22 protein-coding genes are annotated in these 25,333 nt (G+C 44.9%); 14 read left to right on the forward strand and 8 right to left on the reverse strand.

What is annotated here, in order from left to right:
• Positions 1-101 precede the first annotated feature (101 nt).
• Complete coding sequence (locus tag ONT19_RS11055) at positions 102-302, reverse strand: hypothetical protein (protein ID WP_264951971.1); 201 nt, start codon at positions 300-302, stop codon at positions 102-104.
• Between the two features lie 129 nt (positions 303-431).
• On the opposite strand from ONT19_RS11055, the gene ONT19_RS11060 reads away from it, so the two are divergent.
• From ONT19_RS11060 to ONT19_RS11120, 13 genes are all read left to right on the forward strand, one after another.
• On the forward strand, positions 432-623 hold the full coding sequence (locus ONT19_RS11060; protein ID WP_118065154.1) for a hypothetical protein: 192 nt from the start codon (positions 432-434) through the stop codon (positions 621-623).
• A 323-nt stretch (positions 624-946) separates the two neighbouring features.
• The gene (gene argS / locus ONT19_RS11065; RefSeq protein WP_117727336.1) at positions 947-2,767 is read left to right on the forward strand and encodes an arginine--tRNA ligase; all 1,821 of its coding nucleotides are present in this window, start codon (positions 947-949) and stop codon (positions 2,765-2,767) included.
• A gap of 153 nt (positions 2,768-2,920) precedes the next feature.
• Positions 2,921-3,394, forward strand: coding sequence for an RNase H family protein (locus ONT19_RS11070; protein ID WP_117691849.1), 474 nt, complete (start codon positions 2,921-2,923; stop codon positions 3,392-3,394).
• Positions 3,395-3,536: 142 nt separating this feature from the next.
• The gene (locus ONT19_RS11075; protein ID WP_259337642.1) at positions 3,537-4,064 is read left to right on the forward strand and encodes an RNA polymerase sigma-70 factor; all 528 of its coding nucleotides are present in this window, start codon (positions 3,537-3,539) and stop codon (positions 4,062-4,064) included.
• Positions 4,065-4,105: 41 nt separating this feature from the next.
• Positions 4,106-5,116 carry a FecR family protein gene (locus ONT19_RS11080; RefSeq protein WP_264951972.1) on the forward strand — a complete coding sequence of 337 codons (1,011 nt, stop codon included), beginning with the start codon at positions 4,106-4,108 and terminating at the stop codon, positions 5,114-5,116.
• Positions 5,117-5,236: 120 nt separating this feature from the next.
• Positions 5,237-5,848, forward strand: coding sequence for an HAD family hydrolase (locus ONT19_RS11085; protein WP_264951973.1), 612 nt, complete (start codon positions 5,237-5,239; stop codon positions 5,846-5,848).
• A gap of 277 nt (positions 5,849-6,125) precedes the next feature.
• The gene (locus tag ONT19_RS11090; protein WP_437183493.1) at positions 6,126-9,524 is read left to right on the forward strand and encodes a TonB-dependent receptor; all 3,399 of its coding nucleotides are present in this window, start codon (positions 6,126-6,128) and stop codon (positions 9,522-9,524) included.
• A 13-nt stretch (positions 9,525-9,537) separates the two neighbouring features.
• Complete coding sequence (locus ONT19_RS11095; protein ID WP_264951974.1) at positions 9,538-10,935, forward strand: RagB/SusD family nutrient uptake outer membrane protein; 1,398 nt, start codon at positions 9,538-9,540, stop codon at positions 10,933-10,935.
• Between the two features lie 14 nt (positions 10,936-10,949).
• Positions 10,950-12,410 carry an outer membrane protein assembly factor BamB family protein gene (locus ONT19_RS11100; protein ID WP_264951975.1) on the forward strand — a complete coding sequence of 487 codons (1,461 nt, stop codon included), beginning with the start codon at positions 10,950-10,952 and terminating at the stop codon, positions 12,408-12,410.
• A 13-nt stretch (positions 12,411-12,423) separates the two neighbouring features.
• The gene (locus ONT19_RS11105) at positions 12,424-13,473 is read left to right on the forward strand and encodes a hypothetical protein (protein ID WP_118065170.1); all 1,050 of its coding nucleotides are present in this window, start codon (positions 12,424-12,426) and stop codon (positions 13,471-13,473) included.
• A 1-nt stretch (position 13,474) separates the two neighbouring features.
• A complete protein-coding gene (locus tag ONT19_RS11110) occupies positions 13,475-14,374 on the forward strand; it encodes a glycerophosphodiester phosphodiesterase family protein (RefSeq protein ID WP_264951976.1) in 900 nt (299 codons plus the stop codon).
• Between the two features lie 21 nt (positions 14,375-14,395).
• Positions 14,396-15,295 carry a glycerophosphodiester phosphodiesterase family protein gene (locus tag ONT19_RS11115; RefSeq protein WP_437183494.1) on the forward strand — a complete coding sequence of 300 codons (900 nt, stop codon included), beginning with the start codon at positions 14,396-14,398 and terminating at the stop codon, positions 15,293-15,295.
• Positions 15,296-15,309: 14 nt separating this feature from the next.
• Entirely contained in the window at positions 15,310-16,650 is a 1,341-nt protein-coding gene (locus ONT19_RS11120) for an MFS transporter (RefSeq protein ID WP_117727346.1), read from the forward strand.
• Between the two features lie 97 nt (positions 16,651-16,747).
• Here the strand turns inward: ONT19_RS11120 and ONT19_RS11125 are convergent, their stop codons facing one another.
• The 6 genes from ONT19_RS11125 to ONT19_RS11150 all read right to left on the reverse strand — a co-directional run bounded on the left by ONT19_RS11125 (position 16,748) and on the right by ONT19_RS11150 (position 22,076).
• Positions 16,748-16,891 (reverse strand): hypothetical protein, encoded by a 144-nt coding sequence (locus ONT19_RS11125; protein ID WP_264951977.1) that lies wholly within the window; start codon positions 16,889-16,891, stop codon positions 16,748-16,750.
• 193 nt (positions 16,892-17,084) lie between these two features.
• Positions 17,085-17,468, reverse strand: a complete 384-nt coding sequence (locus tag ONT19_RS11130) for a hypothetical protein (RefSeq protein ID WP_264951978.1) — start codon at positions 17,466-17,468, stop codon at positions 17,085-17,087.
• A gap of 144 nt (positions 17,469-17,612) precedes the next feature.
• A complete protein-coding gene (locus tag ONT19_RS11135) occupies positions 17,613-18,521 on the reverse strand; it encodes a hypothetical protein (protein ID WP_144154070.1) in 909 nt (302 codons plus the stop codon).
• Positions 18,522-18,548: 27 nt separating this feature from the next.
• Entirely contained in the window at positions 18,549-19,310 is a 762-nt protein-coding gene (locus ONT19_RS11140; RefSeq protein WP_264951979.1) for a hypothetical protein, read from the reverse strand.
• A 47-nt stretch (positions 19,311-19,357) separates the two neighbouring features.
• Complete coding sequence (locus tag ONT19_RS11145; RefSeq protein ID WP_144154066.1) at positions 19,358-19,858, reverse strand: RNA polymerase sigma factor; 501 nt, start codon at positions 19,856-19,858, stop codon at positions 19,358-19,360.
• A gap of 139 nt (positions 19,859-19,997) precedes the next feature.
• Complete coding sequence (locus tag ONT19_RS11150; RefSeq protein ID WP_264951980.1) at positions 19,998-22,076, reverse strand: glycoside hydrolase family 127 protein; 2,079 nt, start codon at positions 22,074-22,076, stop codon at positions 19,998-20,000.
• Positions 22,077-22,290: 214 nt separating this feature from the next.
• Here ONT19_RS11150 and ONT19_RS11155 point away from each other — a divergent pair, with 214 nt between their 5' ends.
• Positions 22,291-23,115: a Cof-type HAD-IIB family hydrolase gene (locus tag ONT19_RS11155; RefSeq protein WP_118200709.1), complete on the forward strand. Its 825-nt coding sequence runs from the start codon at positions 22,291-22,293 to the stop codon at positions 23,113-23,115.
• 89 nt (positions 23,116-23,204) lie between these two features.
• Here ONT19_RS11155 and ONT19_RS11160 read toward each other — a convergent pair whose 3' ends face one another.
• A complete protein-coding gene (locus ONT19_RS11160) occupies positions 23,205-25,166 on the reverse strand; it encodes a glycoside hydrolase family 97 protein (RefSeq protein WP_264951981.1) in 1,962 nt (653 codons plus the stop codon).
• Between the last annotated feature and the right edge of the window lie 167 nt (positions 25,167-25,333).

Below are 25,333 nucleotides of genomic sequence, written 5' to 3' on the forward strand. Positions count from 1 at the left end.
ATTCTATACCTTATTATATATAGGCATATCTTGGAGCATCTTATATGCCTCCATGTTGCCGGTAGCCTCAGCTAAGCAACTGCAAATATATGAAAATTAAGTTAGAAACAAGCAGAACGACCGTTTTTTTTTTGTTTTTTCAACACCGGAGCACCATTTTCCCAAGAAATAGGTACCCACAAGTGTCTGCTGTCACTCAAGTGCTTTGGGTTCCACATGTCTGCCATGAACACATAGTCAGCACCATGAAACATCTTCTTTTGTGCTGCAGTTTCCACCTTTAAAGGTAGCCATACCATCATAGAATATCATATAGAAATATAAAACTTTTTCAATATCCGCTAAAAGAAAATGACAAAAAAGTTTGGTGTTTCAAAAAAAATGCATTACCTTTGCCATCATAAAATAAACAACGAAACGACATAAAAATTATGATGACAATCGAAGAATACAGAGCAGCCATCTTGCAGGCTTTGCTCGATACTAAGAACGAGGACGGCACTCCAGCCATTACTCCAAGGGAAGCACAGGAAGCACTCAACGGATTTACCGACGACGAGTTGCAAGACGGACTCCTATGGAATTCGCCCGAAGACGTGGCATCAATTATCCTTGAGGGATAAATCACGGAAGTTATATTCAGCTACCAACAGATAAGAATAGGAGCAAAGACCCTTTTTGCGGGGTCTTTGCTCCTATTCCCATTTATACTTTCTGTTCTTTCCTTTAAAGACAGTCTTCAACAGCCCCGCAATACTTCATTTCTGTTGCAAAAGCAATAAAAAACTAAAGAATGCGACAAAAAACAAAAGAATGTGCAATTTTTCTTTCACAATTCAATTATTATTTGTAAATTTGCAGCCGCATAAACGGAAAGGGAACTTGCAAATCCCTCTTCAATCAGTTTAAAAAGATAATTTTACCGGTAAAAAAGATATATTAAATAATGAAGATAGAAAACGAAATCATCAGCTCGGTCATCGCTGCGGTGAAGGAGCTTTATGGTCAGGACGTACCTGAGAAGATGGTAGCCCTGCAGAAGACCAAGAGTAATTTCGAAGGTAACCTTACCCTCGTCGTATTCCCATTCCTCAAAATGTCGAAGAAAAAGCCTGAGGATACAGCACAGGAAATCGGCGAATACCTGAAGAAAAACTGCGCTAACGTTATCGCAGACTTCAACGTGGTTAAGGGTTTCCTCAACCTTTCTATCGCTCCTGCCGCTTGGGTAGGACTCTTGAATACCATCAACGCTGACCCTAAGTTTGGTGAGAAGCCAGTTACTGAGAACAGCCCGCTCGTCATGATTGAGTACTCTTCTCCTAACACCAACAAGCCTCTCCACCTCGGTCACGTTCGCAACAACCTCCTCGGCTGGTCATTGGCCCAGATTATGGAGGCTAACGGCAACAAGGTAATCAAGACAAACATCGTGAACGACCGTGGTATCCACATCTGTAAGTCTATGCTCGCCTGGCTCAAGTGGGGCAATGGCGAAACTCCTGAAACTTCCGGCAAGAAGGGCGACCACCTCATCGGCGACTACTATGTAGCCTTCGACAAGCACTATCGTGAGGAAATCGCAGAGCTCAAGGCTCAGTATATGAAGGAGGGCATGGACGAAGAAGCTGCCACAGAGAAAGCTAAAGTAGAGGCTCCGCTGATCAAGGAGGCTCACGAGATGCTCGTAAAGTGGGAGAACAACGACCCTGAAGTTCGTGCACTCTGGCAGAAGATGAACAGCTGGGTTTACGCTGGCTTCGATGAGACTTACAAGATGATGGGTGTAAGTTTCGACAAGATATATTATGAGTCAAATACTTACCTCGAAGGTAAGAAGAAGGTAGAGGAAGGATTGGAGAAGGGTCTCTTCTTCCGCAAGGATGATAACTCTGTCTGGGCTGATCTCACCAACGAGGGCCTCGACCAGAAACTCCTGCTCCGTTCAGACGGCACCTCTGTTTATATGACTCAGGACATCGGTACTGCCGACCTCCGTTTCAAGGACTTCCCTATCGACAAGATGATCTACGTAGTAGGTAACGAGCAGAACTACCACTTCCAGGTGCTCTCTATCCTGCTCGACCGTCTCGGTTTCAAGTGGGGTAAGGACTTGGTTCACTTCTCTTACGGAATGGTAGAGTTGCCTAACGGTAAGATGAAGAGCCGCGAGGGAACCGTAGTAGATGCTGATGACCTGATGGCAGAGATGATTAAGGATGCTCGCCAGACAAGCGATGAGCTTGGCAAGTTCAAGGACATGAGCGAGGAAGAGCGCCAGGAGATTTCACGCATCGTGGGTCTCGGAGCGTTGAAGTACTTCATCCTCAAGGTAGATGCCCGCAAGAACATGCTCTTCAACCCAGAAGAGAGTATCGACTTCAACGGTAATACAGGTCCTTTCATCCAGTATACCTACGCTCGTATCCGCAGCATCATGCGCAAGGCAGCAGCTGAGGGCATCGAGATTCCTGCAGAGTTGGGTGCAGATGCTCCTATCAACGAGAAGGAGATCGACCTCATCCAGAAGATGAACGACTTCGCAGCAGCCGTAGCCGATGCCGGCAACAACTACAACCCTGGCGGTATCGCTAACTACTGCTATGAGTTGACCAAGGAGTTCAACCAGTTCTATCACGACTACAGCATCCTGAATGCTGAGAGCGAGGCTGAGAAGATTACCCGTCTGGTTCTTGCAGCCAACGTGGCTAAGATCCTGAAGAACGGTATGTCTCTGCTCGGCATCGAGGTTCCAGAAAGAATGTAATATATACATAAGATATAATAACCTACAATTTAAAAATAAAAAAATATTGACTATTTGACATAATGAGCATGGCCCTGGAGCTCGACTCCAAGGCACATGCTCATTTCAGTTTTAGCCAATCCTTTTTGTTTTCCAACCCCAAAAAGAATAAAGATGAATAAAATGCCCGTAAATCCTCCTTCATGGAGAAACGATACAGTTTTGCCTCTGCCCAACGAGGTAAGAGCCAACGCCTGGGCTGTGGATGCCGCCTGTTCCGGCAATCCCGGTCCGATGGAATACCAATGCATCGACCTTCAGACCGGTGCCCAGGTTTTCCATTATGGTCCTATCCACGGCACCAACAACATCGGCGAGTTTCTCGCCATCGTCCACGCCCTCGCCCTGATGCAGCAGAAGGGCATTACCGACAAGGTAATTTATAGCGACAGCGTGAATGCCCAGCTCTGGGTAAGCAAGAAACAATGCAAGACCAAACTGGAGCGCACTCCCCAGACCGAACAGCTCTACCAGGTCATCGCCCGAGCCGAAAACTGGCTCCGCACCCACCCCATCAACATACCTATTATAAAATGGGAGACGAAGAAATGGGGCGAGATTCCAGCCGATTTCGGAAGAAAGGGATAAAAAGGACATTTTTATGTGCCTTTCCCGAAATAATGCCCGCAAAAGCTTGCAATTTCAGATATTTTGTTTAATTTTGCAGCTATTATCGTATTAAACATACATAATCGCAAGAATGGAAATAGAAAAAGAAACAATATTATTAATGTCGAAAGGAGACAAGAAAGCATACGAAACGATGTTCCGCAGGTTCTATCCTAAGGTACACCGTTTTGTGGCCATGCTCTTGAAAAACGAAGATGATGCTGATGACGTCAGCCAGCTCATCTTCTTAAAGGTATGGAACAAACGCGAGAAGTTTGCCGATATCCAGGACTTCGATTCCTACCTCTTTATTTTGGCAAAATATACTGTCATCAACTATATTTCCTCCAAGCACATCATCCCAATAGATATTGACAGTCTGCCAGACAGATACGCCAACGAATCTTCGCCACATGACGATGTGGTGGCAAAGGATACCCAGCTGCTCATCGACATGGTGGTAGAAAGCATGCCGCAACAACGCCAGATGATTTATCGCATGAGCCGCGAACAGCATCTCAAGAACGAAGAGATAGCCCAGCGCCTGGGTATTCAGAAGAAAACGGTAGAAAATCATCTTAACCTAGCTCTTAAAGAAATTAAAAAAGCCTTATATTTGATGATTTTGTTACCTTGGCATTGGGTGTAACACCATTGAAACATGTCTTAAAAATAAATGAAGTTTTTATTATGGCAACAAAGATAAGGGATATCATAGATTATTATAGCGGGCACAATGTGCCGGATGAAATAAAAGAAAGGGTATTAGATAGGATTTCCAATACACAAGACGATAAAGAGGCGAACGAAGCATTTAGAGAATTATGGGACAAGGCTGATTCAGCCTATATGGAAGAAGAAGAAATTTCTGCTGCATACAACCGCCTCTTCGAAACAGAAGAAACAAGAGAAATAGAAAAGAAAAAATCGCTTCGAATCTTCAACTTTGCCAAACTGGCTGCCGTCTTCGTACCGCTGCTGATACTGATTGTATTCGGCAAGCTCTACGTCCAGATGAACAACCAACTCAAGGATATAAAACTGGTAACCATGCTCCAGGAACATACCATCAACGAAGAGAGCAAAGTCATCGCCTTGGCAGACGGAACGAAAGTAAGACTCAGCCAGAGTTCCGTACTCCTCTATCCTTCCTCTTTCAAGGGAGCAGAAGAACGCAAGGTTTTCCTGTCGGGAGAGGCATTCTTTGACATCAGGCATGATGATGCCCAGCCGTTCCACGTCAGCACTCCTCATTTCGAGATTACCGACTTGGGCACCTCTTTTACGGTTTCATCTTATTCAAATACAGATGAAGTATCTGCCACACTCAAAACCGGCAAGATAGAACTCCGCATCATAGGTCAGGAAGACAAGGTTTACAGCATGAAGCCTAACGACCAGTTAGTATATAATGTAAAGACCAAGGCAGTAAACCTCCGCAAAGTTTCGGCCGAAGAAGATGGTACAAGCTGGCGCAACAAGGAGATTGACCTGAACGATGTTACGCTGGCAGAAGCTGGTAAGATTCTGGGTAATGCATACGGAGTGAAATTCACCTTCCGTTCAAAGATTCACCAGAAGACGAAGGTTACAGTTCATTTCAACCGTGGCGAAACCCTCTCGGGAGCCATGTTTGTCCTGAAGAACCTGGTTCCTGGTCTGGAATATGAAGTGAAGAAAGATGAAGTAATCATCAGGTAGGCATATATTATAATAGGTAAACAAAAGGCGCATTATGTAAAAATGATGCGCCTTATTTCATAAAAGAGTATCTCTGCACGAGATATGAAAACAGAAATAATAACATAAACGGAAAATATCATGATAAAGAATTTGATTTTTGATTTTGGAAAAGTACTCGTAGATTACGAATACTTTGAAACGCTTGACCAGATATTCAAGACCCACGAACAGACTGAAGAATTCTATCATCTCCTGATAGATGGCAAGTGGAATGAAAACATGGATCGCGGAGATTCTTTCGAAGAAACCTTCTGCAAGATGCAGCAGATCATGCCGCAATACAAGAAAGAAATAGCAACCGTAGCCCAGCGCTTTAACGATTTTGTAAGGGGCGAAAAAGAAGGTATGCGCACCTTGCTGACTCAGTTGAAGGCAGAAGGCTACCACCTTTACGGACTTTCCAACTGGTGCACCAAGGTTCATGAAACGATGGCCCAATATCCCATTTTCCAACTTCTGGAAGGACAGGTGATTTCTTCAGAAGAGAAAATCATCAAACCCGACAGGGCGATTTACGAAAGAATCTGCCAGAAATACAATCTGAAACCGGAAGAATGCCTTTTTGCTGACGACAGAATAGAGAATGTAGAAGCCGCCCAGCGTTTCGGAATGCAGGCCATCTGCTTTGAGAATGCTGCGCAGTACGAGCGGGAATTGAGAAAAATTCTGTCTGAGGAAAGAACAAAGTAAGTTCTGATTATCAAAAGCATTACTGCTATTTCCATACCCCAAGCATTACTTTTTAAAAAAATCAAGGCTCTAAATTAGCAGCAAGAAATGCTAATTTAGAGCCTTCATATTATGTATTTATAATTTCCAAAAGAAGAATTTTATAGGGTGTTTGCGAACACAAGATATTTTTTTCAGAAAAACTTCATTTTAACAGTTTTGTAATTGGGTGTAACTCTCTTTCCCGTTGTCTTCAAGACGTAACAAGAAAATTATTAATAACTTAAATAGATAAAGTATGAATCTTAAACGAATCTCTGCGTCATGCTTCTGTTTGCTCCTGGCAGGCCAGATGACCCTTTCGGCTCAGAACGTCAGCTTCAGCTCAAACAAGGTAACGCTTAAGTCAGCTTTTGAGAAGATTGAAAAGGAATCTAAGTACAAGATTGCCTACAACTCCTCACAGTTGGATGCTAACCGTTCGGTTACATTAACCAAGAAAAGTGATGATGTCTTTGGTATGTTGAACCAATTGCTCAAAGGTACCAATTTTACCTATGAGATGGAAGGCAACTACATCGTCATCAAGCCTCAGCAAAAAGCTAAATCTCAGACTCATGGAAAGAAAATCAAGGTACGTGGTGTAGTGAAAGACGAAACTGGCGAGCCAGTTATCGGCGCTACCGTCATGGAGAAGGGTACCACCACCAATGGTGTTGTAACCGATATTGACGGCAACTATACCATCGAGATTCCTGCCGACGGTATGTTGGCAGTATCATACATTGGCTGCAAGGACCAGGACATCAAGGTAAATGGTCGCGAAGTAATCAATGTTAACCTGGCAGATGATAATAAGGTATTGGAAGAAGTTGTGGTTGTAGGTTATGGCGTACAGAAGAAGCGCGACGTATCTACTGCTGTGTCTTCTGTCAAGGCAGAGGCTCTTGCCAACAATCCTTCTACCGACTTCCGTCAGGCCTTGGCAGGTAAGATGCCTGGTGTACAGGTAACTGTACCTAGCGGAGACCCAGAGGGTAGCGTAAGCATTCGCGTTCGTGGTGTAAGTACCGTCAACGCCGGTAGCGACCCTCTCTATGTAGTAGATGGTGTTCCTATGGAGCGTGGTTTTGCCAACCTGAACACCAACGATATTGAGTCTGTTGAAGTTTTGAAGGATGCTTCTGCTGCAGCTATCTATGGTAGCCGTGGTTCTAATGGTGTAGTTCTCGTTACAACCAAGAAGGGTACCTCTGACAAGCTCTCTGTTTCTTACGATGGTTACGTAGGTGTGCAGAACGTATCAAAGAAACTCGATATGATGAACGCTTACGAATATGCAGAATTCGTAAAGGATGCACGTAATAACGCATATCTTTCTAAAGTTCCTGGTGCATCTGCAAGTGACCCTAACAGCGTACGACCTAAAGGTTACATGCAGATTGCAACCGATTTGTTCCCATATCTGGAGGGTGTTAAGGGCTTGACAGATACAGACTGGCAGGATGCTATCTTCCGCACAGCGATGACTACCGGACACAACATTTCACTTTCAGGTAAGTCTAACAGCGTCAACTATTTCGTATCAGGCAACTATATGAAGAAGGAAGGTACTATTATCGGTTCTGACTTCGAGAAGTTTGGTGCCCGCATGAATCTCTCAGGTCAGCACAAGCGCTTGAAGTTCGGTGTTAACTTCGCTCCTTCTTATTCTGTTTCTAATACAGTAGATGCATCTGGTGCAGGTGGTATCGTTCAATCAGCTTTGATGATGCCTCCAACCTTCCCTGTATACAACGCAGACGGTTCATATAACTTCCAGGGTAATGGATATTGGCGAATTGGTACAGACTATGAGCACAACGAGGTGATGAACCCTGTTGCGATGGCTCGCTTGCAGTCTAATGTTACCGACCGCATGTCTATTACAGGTAAGGCTTATGCAGAATTGGAACTGATGAAGGGACTTTCCTATAAGTTGTCTTTGGGTGGTGATTATTATGGTGCTCATAATGATAAATATCGCCAGTCAGGTTTGCCTTTGAAGGGAAAGGACTACTATGATTCTCCTTCAAACCCAACAGGTTACAGCTCTTCCAGTTTCTTCTTCAACTGGTTGGTTGAAAACCAGTTGACTTACACAACAACAATCAATAAGAAGCACAACATTACAGCCATACTTGTACAGTCTGCTCAGAAAGAAACCAAGAAGACCGACAACGTAACAGCAACCGATTACCCTAATGATTACATCCAGACCGTAAATGGCGGTACTGTAACCAAGGGTGGTTCTGACAAGACACAATGGTCTATTGCTTCTTACCTGGCTCGTGTTCAGTACAACTACGAGGGACGCTACATGCTTTCTGCAGCCATCCGTACTGATGGATCTTCACGTTTCGGTAAGAACAACCGTTGGGGTTACTTCCCATCAGCCTCAGCAGCTTGGCGTATCAGCGACGAAAAGTTCTTCAAGAACGTAAAGGAGTTGTCTTTCGTTAATGATATGAAGATTCGTGCCAGCTATGGTGTAACCGGTAACTTTGAGATTGGTAACTACGACCATTTGGCAACCATGTCAACAGACAATTACATATTAGGTACCAATGGAGGTTTGTTGCATTATGGTTATAAACCAGACAACATCAAGCGCGACGACCTGAGCTGGGAGAAGAACCAGATGATCAACGCCGGTATCGACCTTCAGATGTTTGACGGCTACATTGGATTCTCTGTAGACTATTACAATACCAACACTTCAAACATGTTGCTTTATGTACCAGTACCTCTGTTGACAGGTTACAGCACCTCACTTCAGAATCTGGGTAAGGTAAACAACCGCGGTTGGGAATTAGCTTTGACATCACAGCATACATTTGCTAATGGCTTCGGCTATTCATTTAATGCCAACTATGCCAAGAACACCAATGAGGTGAAAGAGTTAGGTCCTGGTAATGCGCCTATCATTTCTTCGGGTAGTGTAGGACACGCATATTATATTACAGAGGTAGGAAAGCCTATCGGTAACTATTACCTCCTGGTACAGGACGGCATCTTTGCTACAGAAGAAGACTTGAAAAAGTATCCTCACTTCGACAATACAGAAGTAGGTGACTTCCGCTTCGTTGATGTTGACGGAGACGGCAAGTTGGATTTGGATAAAGACCGTACAATCTGCGGCAACTACATGCCTAAGTTCACATACGGCTTCGGCGGTAAGCTCTGGTATGCAGGTTTCGATATGGACTTCAACTTCCAGGGTGTATATGGCAACAAGATTCTGAACTTGAACAAGCGCTACCTCGACAATATGGAGGGTAACACCAATGGTACCAAGATTGCTCTCGATCGTTGGAAGAGTCCTGAGAATCCAGGCAGTGGTTCGGTAAATAAGGCAAACCGTAAGCAGACAGGTTACAACAGCCGTACTTCTACCTGGCACTTGGAGAGCGGTTCATACCTCCGTCTCCAGAACCTGTCATTAGGTTATACTTTGCCTCGTGCACTTACTCAGAAGTTTAAGGTTGAGAAGATGAGAGTTTATGTTTCTGGACAGAACCTCTTCACTATTACCAACTACAGCGGCTACAACCCAGAGGTAAATGCCCGTCCTTCCAAGAACCTGACTCCAGGTGAGGACTATGGTACTTATCCTTTGGCAAGAACATATATGTTTGGTTTGAATCTCACATTATAAAGAATATAGTAACATGAAAAAGATATTAGTATTAGCATCATTGGCAACCCTGCTCATGACCTCTTGCGGAGACAGCTTCTTCGATTTGGAGCCAGCAAGCAGCGTAACCATTGACAAAGTATATAAGACTGCGAGCGATTATAATGTAGCAGTTATCGGCTGCTACGCAAAATTGCAGTCACAGGTGAATTTCTATACAGAATGCTGCGAGTATCGTAGTGACAATCTTTCTTTGGGCGCCCCAACAGCAGGTACCCAGGACCGTTACGATATCGACCATTTCACAGAGAAACCATCTAATGGAATCCTCAGTTCTTACTGGGCGAACTTCAACAACAACGTTTATCGTTGCAATCTCTTGCTCGACCAGATTGATGGTGCAAACTTTGCAGAAAACCTGAAGAAGCAGTACAAGGGCGAAGCGATGTTTGTCAGAGCTTTGAACTATTTTAACATGTACCGCATTTGGGGTGGCGTTCCTGCTACCAAGCATGTAGTAAGTGCTGCGGAGGCTCTGAAAGTTGCGAGATATTCTGATGAGCAGATGTTCGATTTGATTGCCGGAGATTTGAAGGAGATTGTTGACAACAACTATCTTCCAGAAACTTACTCTTCTGCAGATATGGGTAGAGCAACCTCTGGTGCTGCCAAGGCTTTGCTCGGTAAGGTATATCTTACTTTCCACAAATGGACTGAGGCTAAAGACATTCTTTCTCAGTTAATCGGAAAATATCAGTTGGTAAGCCCTATCGCCCAAGTCTTCAATGTGGATAACAAGAATAATAATGAGATTATCTTCGCCGTACATTTCAACAAGGAAATAGAGGGAGAGGGACATAGTTACTGGTACAATCTCACCAACGCATCTGATGATACCAACCAGACAAGTTCTCTGCTCAACACATTCCCTACAGGTGATGCTCGCAAAGACCTCATAACATACGTACAGGTTGAGAAAAACGTTCGTTTGATGAATAAATTCTATGATACAAAGAGCCCAACCTTCAAGACTGTAGGTAATGATCAGATCCTTCTTCGCTACGCAGATGTCCTTCTGATGTATGCAGAAGCGCTCAACGAGATTCAGTATGATGCATCTGAGGGTTCACTTGCCCTGAAGTATCTCAACGCCGTAAGACAGAGAGCTGGCATTTCTAATCTGACTGTAAAACAGTTGCCTACACAGGAGAAGTTCCGTAAGGGCATCTTGGTTGAACGCCAGAGAGAATTCCCTTATGAGGGTCAGCGCTGGTTCGACTTGGTAAGAATGGGATTTGCAAAGAGCGTGATGGCTGAGAATGGTGTTGAAATCAAGGATTATCAATTACTCTTCCCTATTCCTCAGCAGGAGATTGAAAAGGTAGGCGACAAGTCTATCCTCTGGCAGAACCCTGGATATGACAACAATTAATAAACGGTTAAGACATGAAAAAGATTATATATTTGCTGTCTTTAGTGACAGTTTTTATTCTCGGTTCTTGTAGCGATGATCTTCCAAAAGCAAGTTGGGACATTTGCCAGGTAGGTACTTTGAACGCTACGGCACAAGATGAGAAGGTATTGTTGGAATGGGCTCCTATGCAGGGAGCCAACCCAACAGGTTATTTGGTCAATTGGACACCGGAAGTTGCTACATACGAAGGTGGTTCTGTAGAGTTGGATGCAAAGACTACTTCATATACTATAACAGGTTTGGTTAACAAGGTTACTTATACCATCACCATCCAGGCCATCTATGGCAACCAGCGTTCTATGATTTCTACGACAAAGGCAAGACCTGTTTCTGATACAGAGCCTTTCAAGGTTTGGTCTACAGATATGCCTAACGGTGGTATGGTGAAGACTGCAAATGCAGTATTCTCTTTAGACGGAAATACATTCTACTTGCCTTCTGCAGGTGCTACGGGTGATGTTACTGCTTTTGATGCGATGACTGGTACTGTGAAATGGACCGCTTCCATCCCTAAGACTACTTATGGTGGTGGTGTAGCAGTAGGCAAAGACGGTACTTTGTATCAGGGTGCTCGCAACGCAACCTTGTATGCTATCAATAGCGATGGAACACAGAAGTGGACATACGCTACAGGAGCTGCCAACAAGAATCTGGACTGTTTCCCTGCTGTAACTGCTGACGGACAGACAGTTTATATCCTTGATGGCGACAACGTTCTCCATTCTATCAATACAGCTACTGGTGTTAAGAACTGGTCTGTTAAACTGGCTGGGGCAAAGAACAAGGCTGGAGCTGTAGCTATAGACAAGACAGGCAATATCTATGTAGGTACACGTACTACTATTTATGGTTTCAAGGCCGATGGCACTCAACTTTGGAAGGTAGCCGGTAAGGTAACTGAAATCGGTTCTTTCGCTTTGGATGGCGAAACTCTTTATGCTGCCCAGATTGGTGGTGCAGGTTTGCTGGCTTTGAACACAGCAGATGGTTCTACCAAGTGGAACGTTGAAGCTGCGGGTGATATCTATGCTCCTATTGTTGACAAGAGCGGCAATATCTACTTTACAGACAAGGGTGACAAGGCTCTCTACTCTGTAGATAAGGCTGGACAGTTGAAGTGGAAGTTTACTATTGATGCAGCTCCTACTTATTGCTTCCCTGTTCTCGACGATAAGGAAACTGTTTATTTCGGTAGCGGCGCCGGTCGCATCTACGCAGTAAACAGCGCAAATGGCGAGGAACTTTGGCACATGGACTCAGAAGGTACAGATAATAATGCCAAGATTATGTCTGGTATGACTATCGGCGAGAACCAGATGCTCTATGTTTCTTATATCGGCGGTAATGTTGCTGCTATTAAGATCTTTGCCGGCCCAGAGAAATCTACATGGAGCTGCAGAGGTGGTAATATTCATGGTACAAACCAATATTAATATTTGAATCAGTATGAAAAAGATATATTTATTCATCGCATTATTCGCTTGCGCCCTCTGCTCTTGTGGAAGTGACGAAGATGGAATGACTTATGCGCAGCCTGTCGAAATAGGTGAAACTACCGACATGAAGACTGCAAAAGAGGTGGCTGAAGCTTTGTGGGCTACTACTCCATTACAGCAGCAACCTCTCAATGCGGAAAGATCTGAAGTTCTAAAGAAGATACAGAAGATGGCAGACGACTGCACTTCTGATTTCTTTGAAAGCTATATTGCTTCTTTGGACCAGTCTGCTGAAATGAGAGAAAAGTACGACCCTATGCTGGCGTTCTACCGTTTGTCTCTGGATCATGTAATTAATGCCATCAAGACGACTACCGTTGAGAATGGTACTACATGCATCTGGCAGCTCTACAATATGGGTTACATCGTAAAGACTCCTACCACTTGCTTTGGTATTGACATCAACCATCGCTGGGCAGAGAAACTGGAGCCTTACCTGGATTTCCTCTGTGTTACTCACAAACACCAAGATCACTACAACACAGCTCTCATCAACGCGATGCTGAATGCAGGAAAGCCTGTTTATTCTAACTGGATAAAGGGTGGCTATACTTCTAAGGTAAATACCGATTACCAGTTTAATAACATCAAGATTCATGTGTCTATTACAGACCATAACAACTCTGGCTTATCAAACTTCGTTTCTGTATTTACTTTTGAATGTGGCGATGATAGTGGCAACTTCACAATGCTCCATACTGGCGACTCAAACTTCAAGGCTGCTCAGTATACCAACATTCTGCCACACGTTAATGTTTTGATTCCTCGCTACGCACCTAATGCGCTTACCGAGAACAACATTATCGGTACTGGTGCCGGTCAGACAAAACCTGACTATGTATTGCTCTCACACATTCTGGAACTTTCTCACGAAAGCGAGGAAGAATCTAGATGGAGTTTGAATTCTGCCTTAGAAAGAGCCAGCAAGCTTAACTGCGAGAACTCTGTTGTTCCTTTCTGGGGAGAAAAGTTAGTTTGGAAAGACGGTAAATTGAATTAAAATGAAGAAGATTTATATTTTATCCTTGTTGTGCATGCTCACTTCGGTGAGCTTTGCACAAAGCAATCTGAAAGAGATTCTTAAGAATTTCAATAAGCCTGCAAAAGAAAATGTTATGGTAGTTTCTCATCGTGGAGACTGGCGTAATGCTCCTGAAAACTCTATTCAGGCATTCCAGAACTGTATCGACATGGGTGTTGATATGGTTGAGTTGGACTTGAAGAAGACAAAGGATGGCGTTCTGGTTCTGATGCACGATAAGAAGATTGACCGAACCATGAATGGTAAGGGATTCCCAGAGAATTATACTCTTGATTCTTTGAAGATGCTCCGCCTGAAGAATGGTTTAGGCTGCAAGACCCGCCATCAGATTCCAACATTCCGTGAGGTAATGGAACTCTGTAAAGGCAAAATCATGGTAAATGTTGACAAGGGCTACGACTACTTCGACGATGCCATGAAGGTTTTGAAGGAGACTGGTACAGTTGACCAATGCATCATCAAGGCTGAACTTCCTTACGAGGTGGTAAAGGCTGAGCATGGTGATGTTCTCGACAAGATGATTTTCATGCCTGTAGTTAACCTCGGCAAGCCTGGTGCAGAAGAGGTAATCGACGGTTACATCAAGAACATGAAGCCAAAGGCTTACGAATTGGTATTCAAGACTGATGATGCCAACACTCGCCGCCTGATAAAGAAAGTACGTGATAGTGGAGCAAGAGTTTTCATCAACACACTTTGGCCTGAGCTTTGCGGTGGACATGATGATGATCGCGCCGTAGAACTCAAACAGCCAGAAGAGAGCTGGGGATGGATTGTTGGTCAGGGTACCAAGATTATCCAAACAGACCGTCCTGCTTTGCTTCTTGATTACTTGAGAGCCAAGAAACTTCATAAGTAAAATTCAATAGGTTTCGCATATATGTTCAAAAGGTTAACAAGTTTAGGTTTGTTGTGCATGCTTGCTATTGCAAGTTATGCACAGCACCTAAATGAAATCCTCTCAGAATTATCTGCTCCTGCCAAGCAATCAGTCTTGGTGGTTTCGCATCGTGGCGATTGGCGTAATGCTCCAGAAAACTCACTTCAGGCATTTCAGAACTGCATAGACATGGGAGTAGACATGGTTGAACTGGACTTGAAGAAAACCAAGGATGGAGAACTTATCCTGATGCACGACAATACGCTGAACCGCACAACCAATGGTACAGGAAAACCGGAAGACTATACGCAGGCTGAACTGAAAGGACTCAGGTTGAAGAACGGCGCAGGCTGCCTTACCCGTCATAAGATTCCTACACTTAGAGAAACCATATTGCTCTGTAAGGGAAAAATTCTGGTGAATGTTGACAAGGGCTACGAATACTTTGAAGATGTTCAAAAGATTCTTGAAGAAACCGGTACGGCTAACCAATGTGTTGTCAAGGAAAAGATACCTTATCAAACGATTAAGGAACAGCATGGCGATATTCTAGACAAAGTAATTTTCATGCCTAAGGCAGACTTATGCAAGCCAGAGGCAGAAAGCATTATCGACAGTTACTTGCAGAATGAGAAACCTCTAGCGTTTGAGGTTAGATTTTCTCAAGTAAACGATAAGGTATTTGAACTGATTAAAAAGCTAAACGACAACGGCATCAAAGTATTTGTCAACGCCTTATGGCCTGCACAAAATGCTGAACACGACGATGATAGGGCTGTTGAACTGAAACAACCTGATGAAAGTTGGGGATGGCTTATCCAACAGGGATTCAAACTGATTCAGACCGATCGCCCTGCCCTGCTTCTCGATTATTTGAGAGCAAAGAAACTTCATAAATAACAACTAAGGATTATATGTTTAAGAAAATAATAGATTTCTATAAGGTTTCGGAACCGATTCCGGCTAAAGCCTCAACACCTGAGGAAAACGAAAGAAAGCTGAAACGTCTGCAATGGGCTACTTTCCTTTCTGCTACCATAGGATATGGTACATATTATGTGTGCCGACTCAGCCTGAACGTAATCAAAAAACCGATTGTAGATAATGGCGTATTCTCTGAAACTGAGCTCGGTATCATAGGCTCTGTCTTGTTCTTCACTTACGCTATCGGTAAGTTTACCAACGGTTTCCTTGCTGACCGAAGCAACATCAAGCGACTGATGTCTACCGGTCTGCTCGTTACAGCCTTGGTGAATCTGGCTTTGGGCTTTACCAATTCCTTCATCCTCTTCGCAGTTTTGTGGGGATTGAGCGGATGGTTCCAGTCGATGGGAGCTGCCTCCTGCGTGGTAGGTCTCTCCCGCTGGTTTAACGATAAGAACCGAGGAACGTTCTACGGATTCTGGAGTGCGAGCCATAATATAGGTGAGGCGATGACCTTCATCTTTGTGGCTTCCATCGTGAGCGCCTTCGGATGGCAATATGGTTTTATCGGAGCTGCGATAGTAGGTTTGGCGGGCGTTGTCCTGCTCCTTACTTTCTTCCACGATACGCCTGCCAGCAAGGGTGTTACCCTGCCGGGTATCAAGGTAGAGGAAAAGAAACAGGATACGGAATCTTACAACAAGGCACAGAGTGCGGTTTTGAAGAATCCGCTCATCTGGATTCTGGCCTTGAGTAGTGCTTTCATGTATATCAGCCGCTATGCTGTTAACAGCTGGGGTATCTTCTATCTTGAGAACGAGAAGGGATATACTACGATTGATGCCAGCTTCATCATCTCTATCAACTCTATCCTGGGTATTGTGGGAACCGTATCATCCGGACTGGTATCTGATAAGATTTTCAAGGGCAACCGTTATTTGCCAGCCGTTATCTTCGGCTTACTGAATGCGTTGGCACTCTGTCTGTTCCTGCTGATTCCGGGCCATCATCTCTGGGTTGATGCTACGGCGATGGTACTGTTCGGTTTGAGCATCGGCGTGTTGCTTTGCTTCCTCGGTGGTTTGATGGCGGTAGATATTGCGCCTAAGAATGCATCGGGTGCTGCTCTTGGCGTTGTCGGCGTAGCGAGTTATGTAGGTGCCGGCATCCAGGACATCATGAGCGGTCTGCTCATCGAGGGCAACAAGCATCTGGTAAATGGCGTAGAAACTTACGACTTTACCTACATCAATTATTTCTGGATTGGTGCAGCCCTGATGTCTGTCTTGATGACTTGCATCGTCTGGAAGGCGAAACCAAAGACAGTTTAAGAAATAAACGAAGCTATCATCAAAATACTCTTCACTCTTCACCTTTCGGCCGGAAACTCCTGTGTTTATCGGCATTCCGAGGGGTGAAGAGTTGTTTTTATCTCTTCACCCACTCTTCACCACTCTTCACCTTCAGAAACGGAAACAGAGGCGAAAGACTGATAGGTGGATTGCAAATCAGCCAGAACTGAAGGGTGAAGAGTGGTGAAGAGTAGGTGAAGAGTGCCCAAATACTCTTCACCCCTCGGAATGCCGATAAACACAGGGGATTCGGGGCTTTTGGTGAAGAGTGAAGAGTATTTGGCAGGAAGCCTATACGAAAATAAAATAAAGGAGGTTTCGATAACTGTTCCAGTAAAACAGCCGACTAGCGACTCATGCGCTAGTCGGCTGTTTGCAGTTTGCCAGTTGGCTATTTATATTTTGCCAGTTGGCTATTTCCGGTAAAGCTCAGAAGGCTTCTGCATATACAGATATTTCTTTGCCACGTATACCTCCAGCTGCATCATCTGCTCATTCTGGAGATAGGCTCCATAAGGAAAGAGGATGTTGATATTCGGAACATTCTGAGCCTGGGCATCCGAGAAATTCACGAAGGTAAGGTCGTTGATATACATCGTGGTGATGAATCTGCCCATATTCTCCAGCTTCTTCTGATAGAGATTGCCCAACTGGATATAGTCGTTGCGCATCGCTACGGGCACCTGCTTCTGCCAATACTTGTCGCCAGCCTTCGGGAAAGGCACAAAAAAAGCCTGGGCTTTCATCAACATGGATGAAAGCACCAAGCCTAATATCATTATCAATTTCTTAGTCATATCGTTTACTTTTTGCGTACAAAGTTACGAAATTATAACAAGACCGAAGTCTAGAAAATGATAATTTTAGAGCAAATATCGCTTTAAGCGGTATTTTAAGAGAGAGAATTTCACTTTTTCCTCTGTTTATACCTCCAAAACTTACTACTTTCTCAAAGAATTGGCAGTCAGTTCCAGAAGACTCTGCAGATATTCATCGTCTGTATCCTTCTTCATCTTATTCAGCGAAGAGGCGCAGAATTTCTTCTCGTCAGCATTCAGCAACTTGCCGTATCCCTTACAAAGCTTGACTATTTTGTTGGCAATGCCCGTCTGGAGGGTACGCCGAGTCACCTGATTTCCCCAATAAGGGTATTGGTCTCTGGCATTCTTAAAGGCAGCACGGAGCGTGTTGAGTTGCATTATAAACTCTGCCGCATCCTTTGGAGGAGTCATATCCAATCCATAACTGCGAACCAGATTTTTGTTATACCTGATGTTGCCCAGAGAAACAAGAGAATCCAAACCTTGAACAGCATTCATCTTATAAGATAATGGCTTCTTATAGGTTTGCGGATCCTTGGAGTAGAACTTATATACACTGCCCTTTACCGAACGATCCATTCCCTGATACCATACCAAGGCATAAACATATCGCATGGTAGAATCCTTGCTGTCGCGGAAATACTGCAGGTTATAGTTGCGGTCTTTGTGAGTACCAAACTCGTAAGTCATGGAATTATCCTTGCCATACCCCACCCGATTCGTTTCAAGACTGAGAGAGCCCGCTTTCTTGGTAAAACTAATATAAGCGAGGCGACTATTGCTCAATAAAGCCTTTTGAAAGGTATCAACCATTTTCTGCTTTCTCTCAGGAATAGCGAACTCAAATCCCTTCATCATACCAATATTATAGGTATTCATAGAGGAAGAAGTAACAAAGTCGCCTTTCAACAAATCCTGTGCGAATACATCAAAAGCCTGGTCGATAGCCGGTATAGGCTCCTGAGCATGGCAAGCCGAAGAGAGCATCATCAGGCAAGCCACAAATGCTAATTTAAAAGTTGTTTTCATATTCTTCTTCTTTTTAATTGTTTCTTGTTAATAAACCTCTTGGTCACCACTCACATAGTCCTCATCATGCACATTCTCCTCGCTTTCGAACGAGGCACTGGCTACTTCGGCATTGAGCGACTGGGTCTGAAGAGCATTGATGAGATAGAGTTTGAAGAACATTTCGGTCTGCTGTGCCTCCATCTCACAGAGATGCTCATCGGCAAGCTTTTCCGGCTCTGCCAACAAAGAATCGGTAGCAATATTCTGAGCTATCCAAAGCTTTGGAGAAGCAGGAGCAAACAGATGCTGACGATATTGCCTCTGCTTGTGCTTCCTTGTCTTGGGAGATACGGAATCACCCGACTTTTTTATCTTTTCAGGCATGGAAAGATTGGCATCTGTCGATTTCTCCTCGTGGACAACAGCAGAATCAACATCCTCCGGAGGCGTTCTTCCTTCGAATTGAGCCATCTTCGAATCATCCCGATGCCCTGTCTGTCGCCCTACCCAAGGAATAGCAAACCCTATCAGCAAGGCGATGGATGCAGCCAAACTAAGCGGCAACCATAGGCGGCGCATTCGTGCCTTAGCCTTTGGATGAGCATTTTCTACATGCTCCTCCGCCTCATGGTCAAGAGGCATACCCTCGTCGAAATATCCAAACATCATCTGGTATTCCTTCAGGTCATCGCTCACATCGGGATGCTTACGAAACCACTCCCCTATCAGAGCCTCCTCTTCCAGAGAAGTCTCACCAACCATAAATCGGTCGAGCAACAGTCGTATGTCCTTTTCTTTTTCGTTCATATCCAGTTTCCTCCTTTATTGATTATACCTATTTTTATATATAAGGGCTATCGACATCTTTTTCTGATTTCCTGCAACATCTGCTTTCTTGCCCTCGAAAGCAAGACAGATACAGATTCAGGGGTGATGCCCACGATTTGCGCTATTTCCTCAAAGCTTTTCTTCTCTACCTGTCGCAGATAAAGCACCTGATATTGGTTGGAGGGCAAAGCCTTGAGGCGTTTTTGCAGCCACAGCTCGTTCTCCGAGTTTTCCACTTCCACATCGGGCGGCGCATAGTGGCTAGGCGACTTATCGAAAGGCTGGGCATCTATCGAAATCATCTTCCGCTTGCGAAAGAAGTCGATGCAAAGATGCTTGGCGATGCAACCCATCGAACCTTTGGCATGAGCAGCAGACTGAATATCATCCTTGATGGCCCAGAGCTTGAGCATCGCATCCTGTGCGATATCCTCAGCCTCATCGCAGCCAACACCATAACCTTGACTGATCTGCAAGGTTATCTGCCGCAACTGCGGAACGATATGGATGAATTCATTCTCTGTCATTTGCTCTCTTTTGTTTTATTTGTTCAAAACTACAACATAAACGGAAAAAAAGTGTTTTTCTTAATGGGATTAACCTATATTAACAAGAAAGCCTGGCAAACGCCGTTTGCCAGGCTTTCTTGATTAAAAAAACTATTTATTACTTATCCATAAACGACAAGCCCTGATAGAACCAGACATTCATCTGGTTGGCACCACGATGATTCCAGGCATAGTAAGGAATCAAGGTGAGAGGGGTGCAATCTACAGCGACCACATCCTCCTTCTTCTGGTAGATAATATGGGCAGGAGAGGTAACGATAGCCTTTACGGTGAAGGCTGGGGCTCCCTTGGTCTCCGTGTTCTGAATGCTGTAGTTGTCAACGAGAGTGAAGCTTGGCTTCTCTGGCATAACGGCATGGAGCACAGGTTCATTGCTATTATCCACAGTCTCAGCGCAATATACCAATGGTCCACGCTCTACGGCAACCTTGCCCTTATCATCTGCTACCTTATCGTTAGCAACCACAGTACGAACCGGCATATCGAAGTGGATGCGGATGACATCGCCCTTCTTGATGTTCTTGACAGGGAGATAACCCTTGTTGGCATCGAGATCAGCCTCTACAGCCTTGCCGTTTACGGTTACTGTGTAAGCAGGCTTCTCTGCATCGCTATACTTGTAAAGATCGCTAGGTACTACCTGATTGCGAACCCATCCAGGAATACGGACCAGGAGGTTGGCATTCTTCACACCGCTCTTCTTCACAGCAATCTTGATGTCGCCGTTCCAAGGATACTCGGTAGTCTCCTCCAGAACCACATCCTTGCCATTCACCTTGATGGTAGATGTATTGCCGGCAAAGAGATTTACATAGATATTGTTGTCTTTCACACCATAGAGATAACCTGGAACAGAAGGGATGAAGCGGCTCAGGTTACTTGGGCAGCAGGCACATCCGAACCAAGGCTGGCGGGTGGTGTTGCCATCAGCATTGAAGGCATACTTGCCGTCGCTTGACAATGGGTTAGGATAGAAGAAACGACCGCCATCCATGCTCATACCCGAGATGACACCATTATATAAGGTACGCTCCATGCAGTCGATATACTTGCTCTCGCCGTGAAGGAGGAACATGCGCTCGAAGAGATAAACCATAGAGATGGCTGCACAGGTTTCATTATAGGCAGTCATGTTTGGCAACTCATAGTTATCACCGAATGCCTCACCGTCATGGCGGGCACCTACACCACCCGTAAGATAGTACTTCTTGCCAACGATGTTTTCGAAAATGCGGTCGATGACCTTCATATAGGCAGAATCCTTGGTCAGGGCAGCCACATCGGCTATACCGGCATACATATAGCCGGCACGAACCGCATGACCTACCGCCTCTTTCTGCTCCAGGATAGGAGCCTGGCTCTGAGAATATGGATTGCGGATATGAGTCTTGCCACGATAATCGAGCAGATACTTAGCCTCATCCAGATACTTCTTTTCACCGGTCAAGGTATAGAGACGAGCCAAAGCCATCTCTGCAATCTGATGTCCCGGAACGATGGTAGCCTGTCCTGCCTTAGGTCCCACTTCCTTTACCACGCAATCGGCATAGCGCTTGGCGATGTTCAGGAACTTGGTGCTACCCGTAGCCTGATAGTGAGCGCAGGCTGCATCTACCATGTGACCGAGGTTGTAAAGCTCGTGGCTCGCCTCCTCGTCCTTGACCCAACGCTTATTTCCCGACCACTGGTGTGGATGCTTTGGATTGATGGTACGGGCGGTATAGAGATAGCCATCTGGCTCCTGTGCCGCAGCTACCACATCGAGCACGCTGTCGATATAAGCCTTCAACTTCTTGTTCGGATAAGTCTGGAGGATGTAGCTGGCACCTTCGATGGTCTTATAAACATCGGTATCATCGAAAGAAAAGCCCATGAACTTGCTCACATCCCACTCCTTGGTATCCAAGCCCGGGTGGTTAGGATGCTGCAGGGTATAGGCAGCCATATCGAAATTCTTGTAACGGTGCTCGCTCTCACACTTGCTGAAAGCCAATGGCACGGTTACTTCTCGGGCAGCCTTCAAGCGGGCACCCCAGAAAGTATTCTGTGAAATCTTCACACTGGTGAAAGGAACCTGAGTAAATGGATAACCATTGCCCAATGTCTTTGCATTCTTCGCCATGGTTGGCACAACTACGGCTGCAGAAAGCAATACTGCAGAAATTAATCTCTTCATTTTCAAATAGGTTTTATTAATTTTATATTATTGTTTGTTATTTCAGTTGCAAAGATAAGAAAACTTTCCGACTATAGTGTATAATAAACAATAAAAAACAGGTAATTATCAGTCAAACACCCATATTTATATCATATTTAACGCTTTTTTTTGTTACAATCGTTTTTTTATCTTACCTTTGCAGTCAAATTAGAAATACAATAATATATCAAATATGAATCATCTTCCATACCGTGCCATCGCCCTTGATCTGGATGGCACCCTGACCAACCACGACAAGGTGGTTACCCCGAAAACCCGCGAAGCGCTGCTCCAGGCAGAAGCCGAGGGTGTTGTTATCATCCTTGCTTCAGGCAGACCGACCTACGGCATCGAACCGGTGGCGGAATGTCTAGAACTGGATAAGCGAGGCGGATACATCCTATCTTATAATGGCGGCAACATCGTGAATGCCAAGACTGGCGAAAAACTCTTCGCCCAGTTCCTGCCTGATGAAGTGATACCTATATTATATAGGTACGCGAAGGAGAAGAACCATGCCCTTCTGGGCTATGCCGGCAACGAGATTATCACCGAGATGCCCGACGACCAGTATGTGAAGGAAGAATCGCGTATCAACAAGATGAACATCCGAAAGGTAGAAAACCTGTTCGAAGCCCTGGAGCCTCACCCAACCAAGCTCCTCATGACAGGCGACCCGGCAGATATGCTCAAGGCAGAAAACGAACTTTCTGAGATTCTGGGCGACAGGATGGACATCTTCCGTTCAGCCCCATTCTTCCTGGAACTGGTTCCTAAAGGCATCGACAAGGCAAAGTCCCTGCTCCGCCTTCTGTCGAAAATCAATCTCACCCCAGCCGATATGATTGCTTTCGGAGATGGCTACAACGACTTGAGCATGCTGAAACTGGCAGGCATGGGTGTAGCCATGCAGAATGCAGCACCAGAGGTTAGAGCCGAAGCCGACTACATCACGCTGTCCAATGAAGAAGATGGCATAGCTGCTGCTTTGGAACATTTCTGTAAAAAGGATTTTTAAAAGTAAAAAGGTAAAAAGCCTAGCGGGGTATAATCTCCCTAGTTTCTTTTTACCTTTTTACTTTTTTACCTTTTTACTTTTTTACCTTTTTACTTTTCAACAATCAGTCCACCCTTAGGCTGCATTTCCACCTTCAGGTTTCCCTTCTTATCCACCTTTACGGTCTTCATCTGAGAAACAGGCCAGAGAGCCTTCTTGTCCTTGCTGGCAGTTTCATGATAATAGGTAACGCTCTTGCCGGCAAGCATTGGCAGATTCAGGGTGAGCTTCATCACCTGGTCGGTGCCGTTCAAACCGGCAACATACCATTTATCACCATGGCGACGGGCAACAACGGCATATTTTCCAGGATAACCAGCGATGAATTTGGTCTCATCCCAGGTTGTAGGAACGCTCTTCAGGAAATCAATCTCGTGCTGAGGAAGCTCAGAGAGATTATTCGGATAGATGGCGATACACAGAATGGCAGCCTGGTTCATGATAGCCGATGCCATCTCGAAAACATCAGTGGTATAACGACGATGACGACTCTTGTTGTCACGAGACAAGTATTTGTTCATGATGGTACCACCCCAATCCATCGCAGCCACGGCATTGCGGCAGAATGGATGCATGGTCAGCTCAAAGCCCTCCTGCTTGGCATGATACTCAGAGAAGAATACATTCTCCGAAGCCAGTACAGCCTCGCTCGACACATAGTTAGGATACATGCGCTCCCAACCTCTTGGCAGGGTGCAACCATGGAAGATAACCTGAATGCCATAATCGTTGGCATCGCTCAGGATGTCTTCATACTGCTGCATGGTATGCTGCTTGTCGCCACCGAAGAAATCTACCTTGATGCCCTTGATGCCGATGCTCTTCATCCAGGCCATCTCCTTCTTACGGGCTACGATGTTATCCATGATGCCACGAGGACCCTGAGGTGCATCGTTTGCCACACCATTAGAGTTATACCAGAGCATCAGACTCACATTCTTGCTCTGCGCATACTTGCTCAACTCTGCTATCTTGTCTCTACCAATCTGGGTATCCCAGAGCGCATCAACCAGCACATATTCATATCCCATGGTAGCAGCCAGGTCGATGAACTGCTTCTGGTCGTTATAGTTGCAGGATTCATCCTGCCAGATGAGCCAACTCCAGGCATACTTACCTGTTCCGTATTTCTGGGAAGCCTCGAATCTTGGCTCTACTACATCGTATGGAATGGTGGTCTCTACCAGAGGCTTCAAATCTGAACCCACGGTGATGGTGCGCCATGGAGTGGAACCCGGAAGAATGAAAGCTGCCGATGTAGAACCGATGCCATCAGCCTCTTTCTCCATTGGGAAGGCTATCTGATAACCCTTTGCAGCATCGTAATCGCTGATGTGACAACCCGGATAGTTGCCGTGAGTACCCGTCTCGCTGACCAATACCCAGCCATCGCCACCTACCTTGAAGAGGCATGGGAAGGTATAGCCATGACCATAACCCGATTTGGCAGTAAGAGGCTGATCCACCTTATAATCTTCTTCATAACTTGGTTTGGTTCGGGCAAAACCGATGAGCGGATCCGACTGTGGACAGAGGTAAGTGGTGGTTACCTTAGGAAGATTGAAGGCAGTCTTCTCCTCGTTTACGATGATATGCTGAGCCTTCAGTTGATCAAAAGTATAACGGAATGCCACATCGTTGTTGCTTACATTGAAAGTAACCGTCATTGGCTGCTTCTTACCGTTGATGTATGTCACGTTGAGCTGGTTGGCATGATAATCTACATGCGAAACCTTGGCGGTGCGGAGGTCATAGCTCTTCTCCACCTTTATCTCATTCTTGCCTTGATAGGTCAAGCCCTGACTGAAATCGCCTACATTGGCAAGGAGTCCGAGCTGTGATTCCTCCATCATTCGCTTGCCTGCATAGTCGATGGAATAATAGAGTTTACCATCGCGGTCTTCTACCACGACATTCAACTTACCATCAGGAGAACTGACAGTATTCTTCTCTGCGTATGCACCGATGCTCGCCATCAATGCCAGCGCTACTGCTAAAACGTTTTTCTTCATTTCCAGATAAAAGTAATTAGTTTATTTGTTACTATGTTTTTATGCTTAATTCCATCGGCAAAATTACAAAAAAAAGAGAAGAATGACTGCATCTCTTTGTGATAATTTGTTCACGAATCATGAAAATGGAACAAAAGCCAAAGAAAATGTAACACAAAACAAAGAAA

This window comes from Segatella copri (assembly GCF_026015625.1).
Lineage (GTDB): Bacteria > Bacteroidota > Bacteroidia > Bacteroidales > Bacteroidaceae > Prevotella > Prevotella copri_H.

Excerpts from the sequence above, each read along its gene's own strand:
- ONT19_RS11060 (WP_118065154.1), top strand. The coding sequence starts at position 432 with ATGATGACAATCGAAGAATACAGAGCAGCCATCTTGCAGGCTTTGCTC.
- ONT19_RS11070 (WP_117691849.1), top strand. The coding sequence starts at position 2,921 with ATGAATAAAATGCCCGTAAATCCTCCTTCATGGAGAAACGATACAGTT.
- ONT19_RS11150 (WP_264951980.1), bottom strand. The coding sequence starts at position 22,076 with ATGAAGAGATTAATTTCTGCAGTATTGCTTTCTGCAGCCGTAGTTGTG.
- argS (WP_117727336.1), top strand. The coding sequence starts at position 947 with ATGAAGATAGAAAACGAAATCATCAGCTCGGTCATCGCTGCGGTGAAG.
- ONT19_RS11095 (WP_264951974.1), top strand. The coding sequence starts at position 9,538 with ATGAAAAAGATATTAGTATTAGCATCATTGGCAACCCTGCTCATGACC.
- ONT19_RS11090 (WP_437183493.1), top strand. The coding sequence starts at position 6,126 with ATGAATCTTAAACGAATCTCTGCGTCATGCTTCTGTTTGCTCCTGGCA.
- ONT19_RS11135 (WP_144154070.1), bottom strand. The coding sequence starts at position 18,521 with ATGAAAACAACTTTTAAATTAGCATTTGTGGCTTGCCTGATGATGCTC.
- ONT19_RS11085 (WP_264951973.1), top strand. The coding sequence starts at position 5,237 with ATGATAAAGAATTTGATTTTTGATTTTGGAAAAGTACTCGTAGATTAC.
- ONT19_RS11080 (WP_264951972.1), top strand. The coding sequence starts at position 4,106 with ATGGCAACAAAGATAAGGGATATCATAGATTATTATAGCGGGCACAAT.
- ONT19_RS11110 (WP_264951976.1), top strand. The coding sequence starts at position 13,475 with ATGAAGAAGATTTATATTTTATCCTTGTTGTGCATGCTCACTTCGGTG.
- ONT19_RS11120 (WP_117727346.1), top strand. The coding sequence starts at position 15,310 with ATGTTTAAGAAAATAATAGATTTCTATAAGGTTTCGGAACCGATTCCG.
- ONT19_RS11055 (WP_264951971.1), bottom strand. The coding sequence starts at position 302 with ATGATGGTATGGCTACCTTTAAAGGTGGAAACTGCAGCACAAAAGAAG.
- ONT19_RS11145 (WP_144154066.1), bottom strand. The coding sequence starts at position 19,858 with ATGACAGAGAATGAATTCATCCATATCGTTCCGCAGTTGCGGCAGATA.
- ONT19_RS11130 (WP_264951978.1), bottom strand. The coding sequence starts at position 17,468 with ATGACTAAGAAATTGATAATGATATTAGGCTTGGTGCTTTCATCCATG.
- ONT19_RS11105 (WP_118065170.1), top strand. The coding sequence starts at position 12,424 with ATGAAAAAGATATATTTATTCATCGCATTATTCGCTTGCGCCCTCTGC.
- ONT19_RS11160 (WP_264951981.1), bottom strand. The coding sequence starts at position 25,166 with ATGAAGAAAAACGTTTTAGCAGTAGCGCTGGCATTGATGGCGAGCATC.
- ONT19_RS11100 (WP_264951975.1), top strand. The coding sequence starts at position 10,950 with ATGAAAAAGATTATATATTTGCTGTCTTTAGTGACAGTTTTTATTCTC.
- ONT19_RS11140 (WP_264951979.1), bottom strand. The coding sequence starts at position 19,310 with ATGAACGAAAAAGAAAAGGACATACGACTGTTGCTCGACCGATTTATG.
- ONT19_RS11115 (WP_437183494.1), top strand. The coding sequence starts at position 14,396 with ATGTTCAAAAGGTTAACAAGTTTAGGTTTGTTGTGCATGCTTGCTATT.
- ONT19_RS11155 (WP_118200709.1), top strand. The coding sequence starts at position 22,291 with ATGAATCATCTTCCATACCGTGCCATCGCCCTTGATCTGGATGGCACC.
- ONT19_RS11075 (WP_259337642.1), top strand. The coding sequence starts at position 3,537 with ATGTCGAAAGGAGACAAGAAAGCATACGAAACGATGTTCCGCAGGTTC.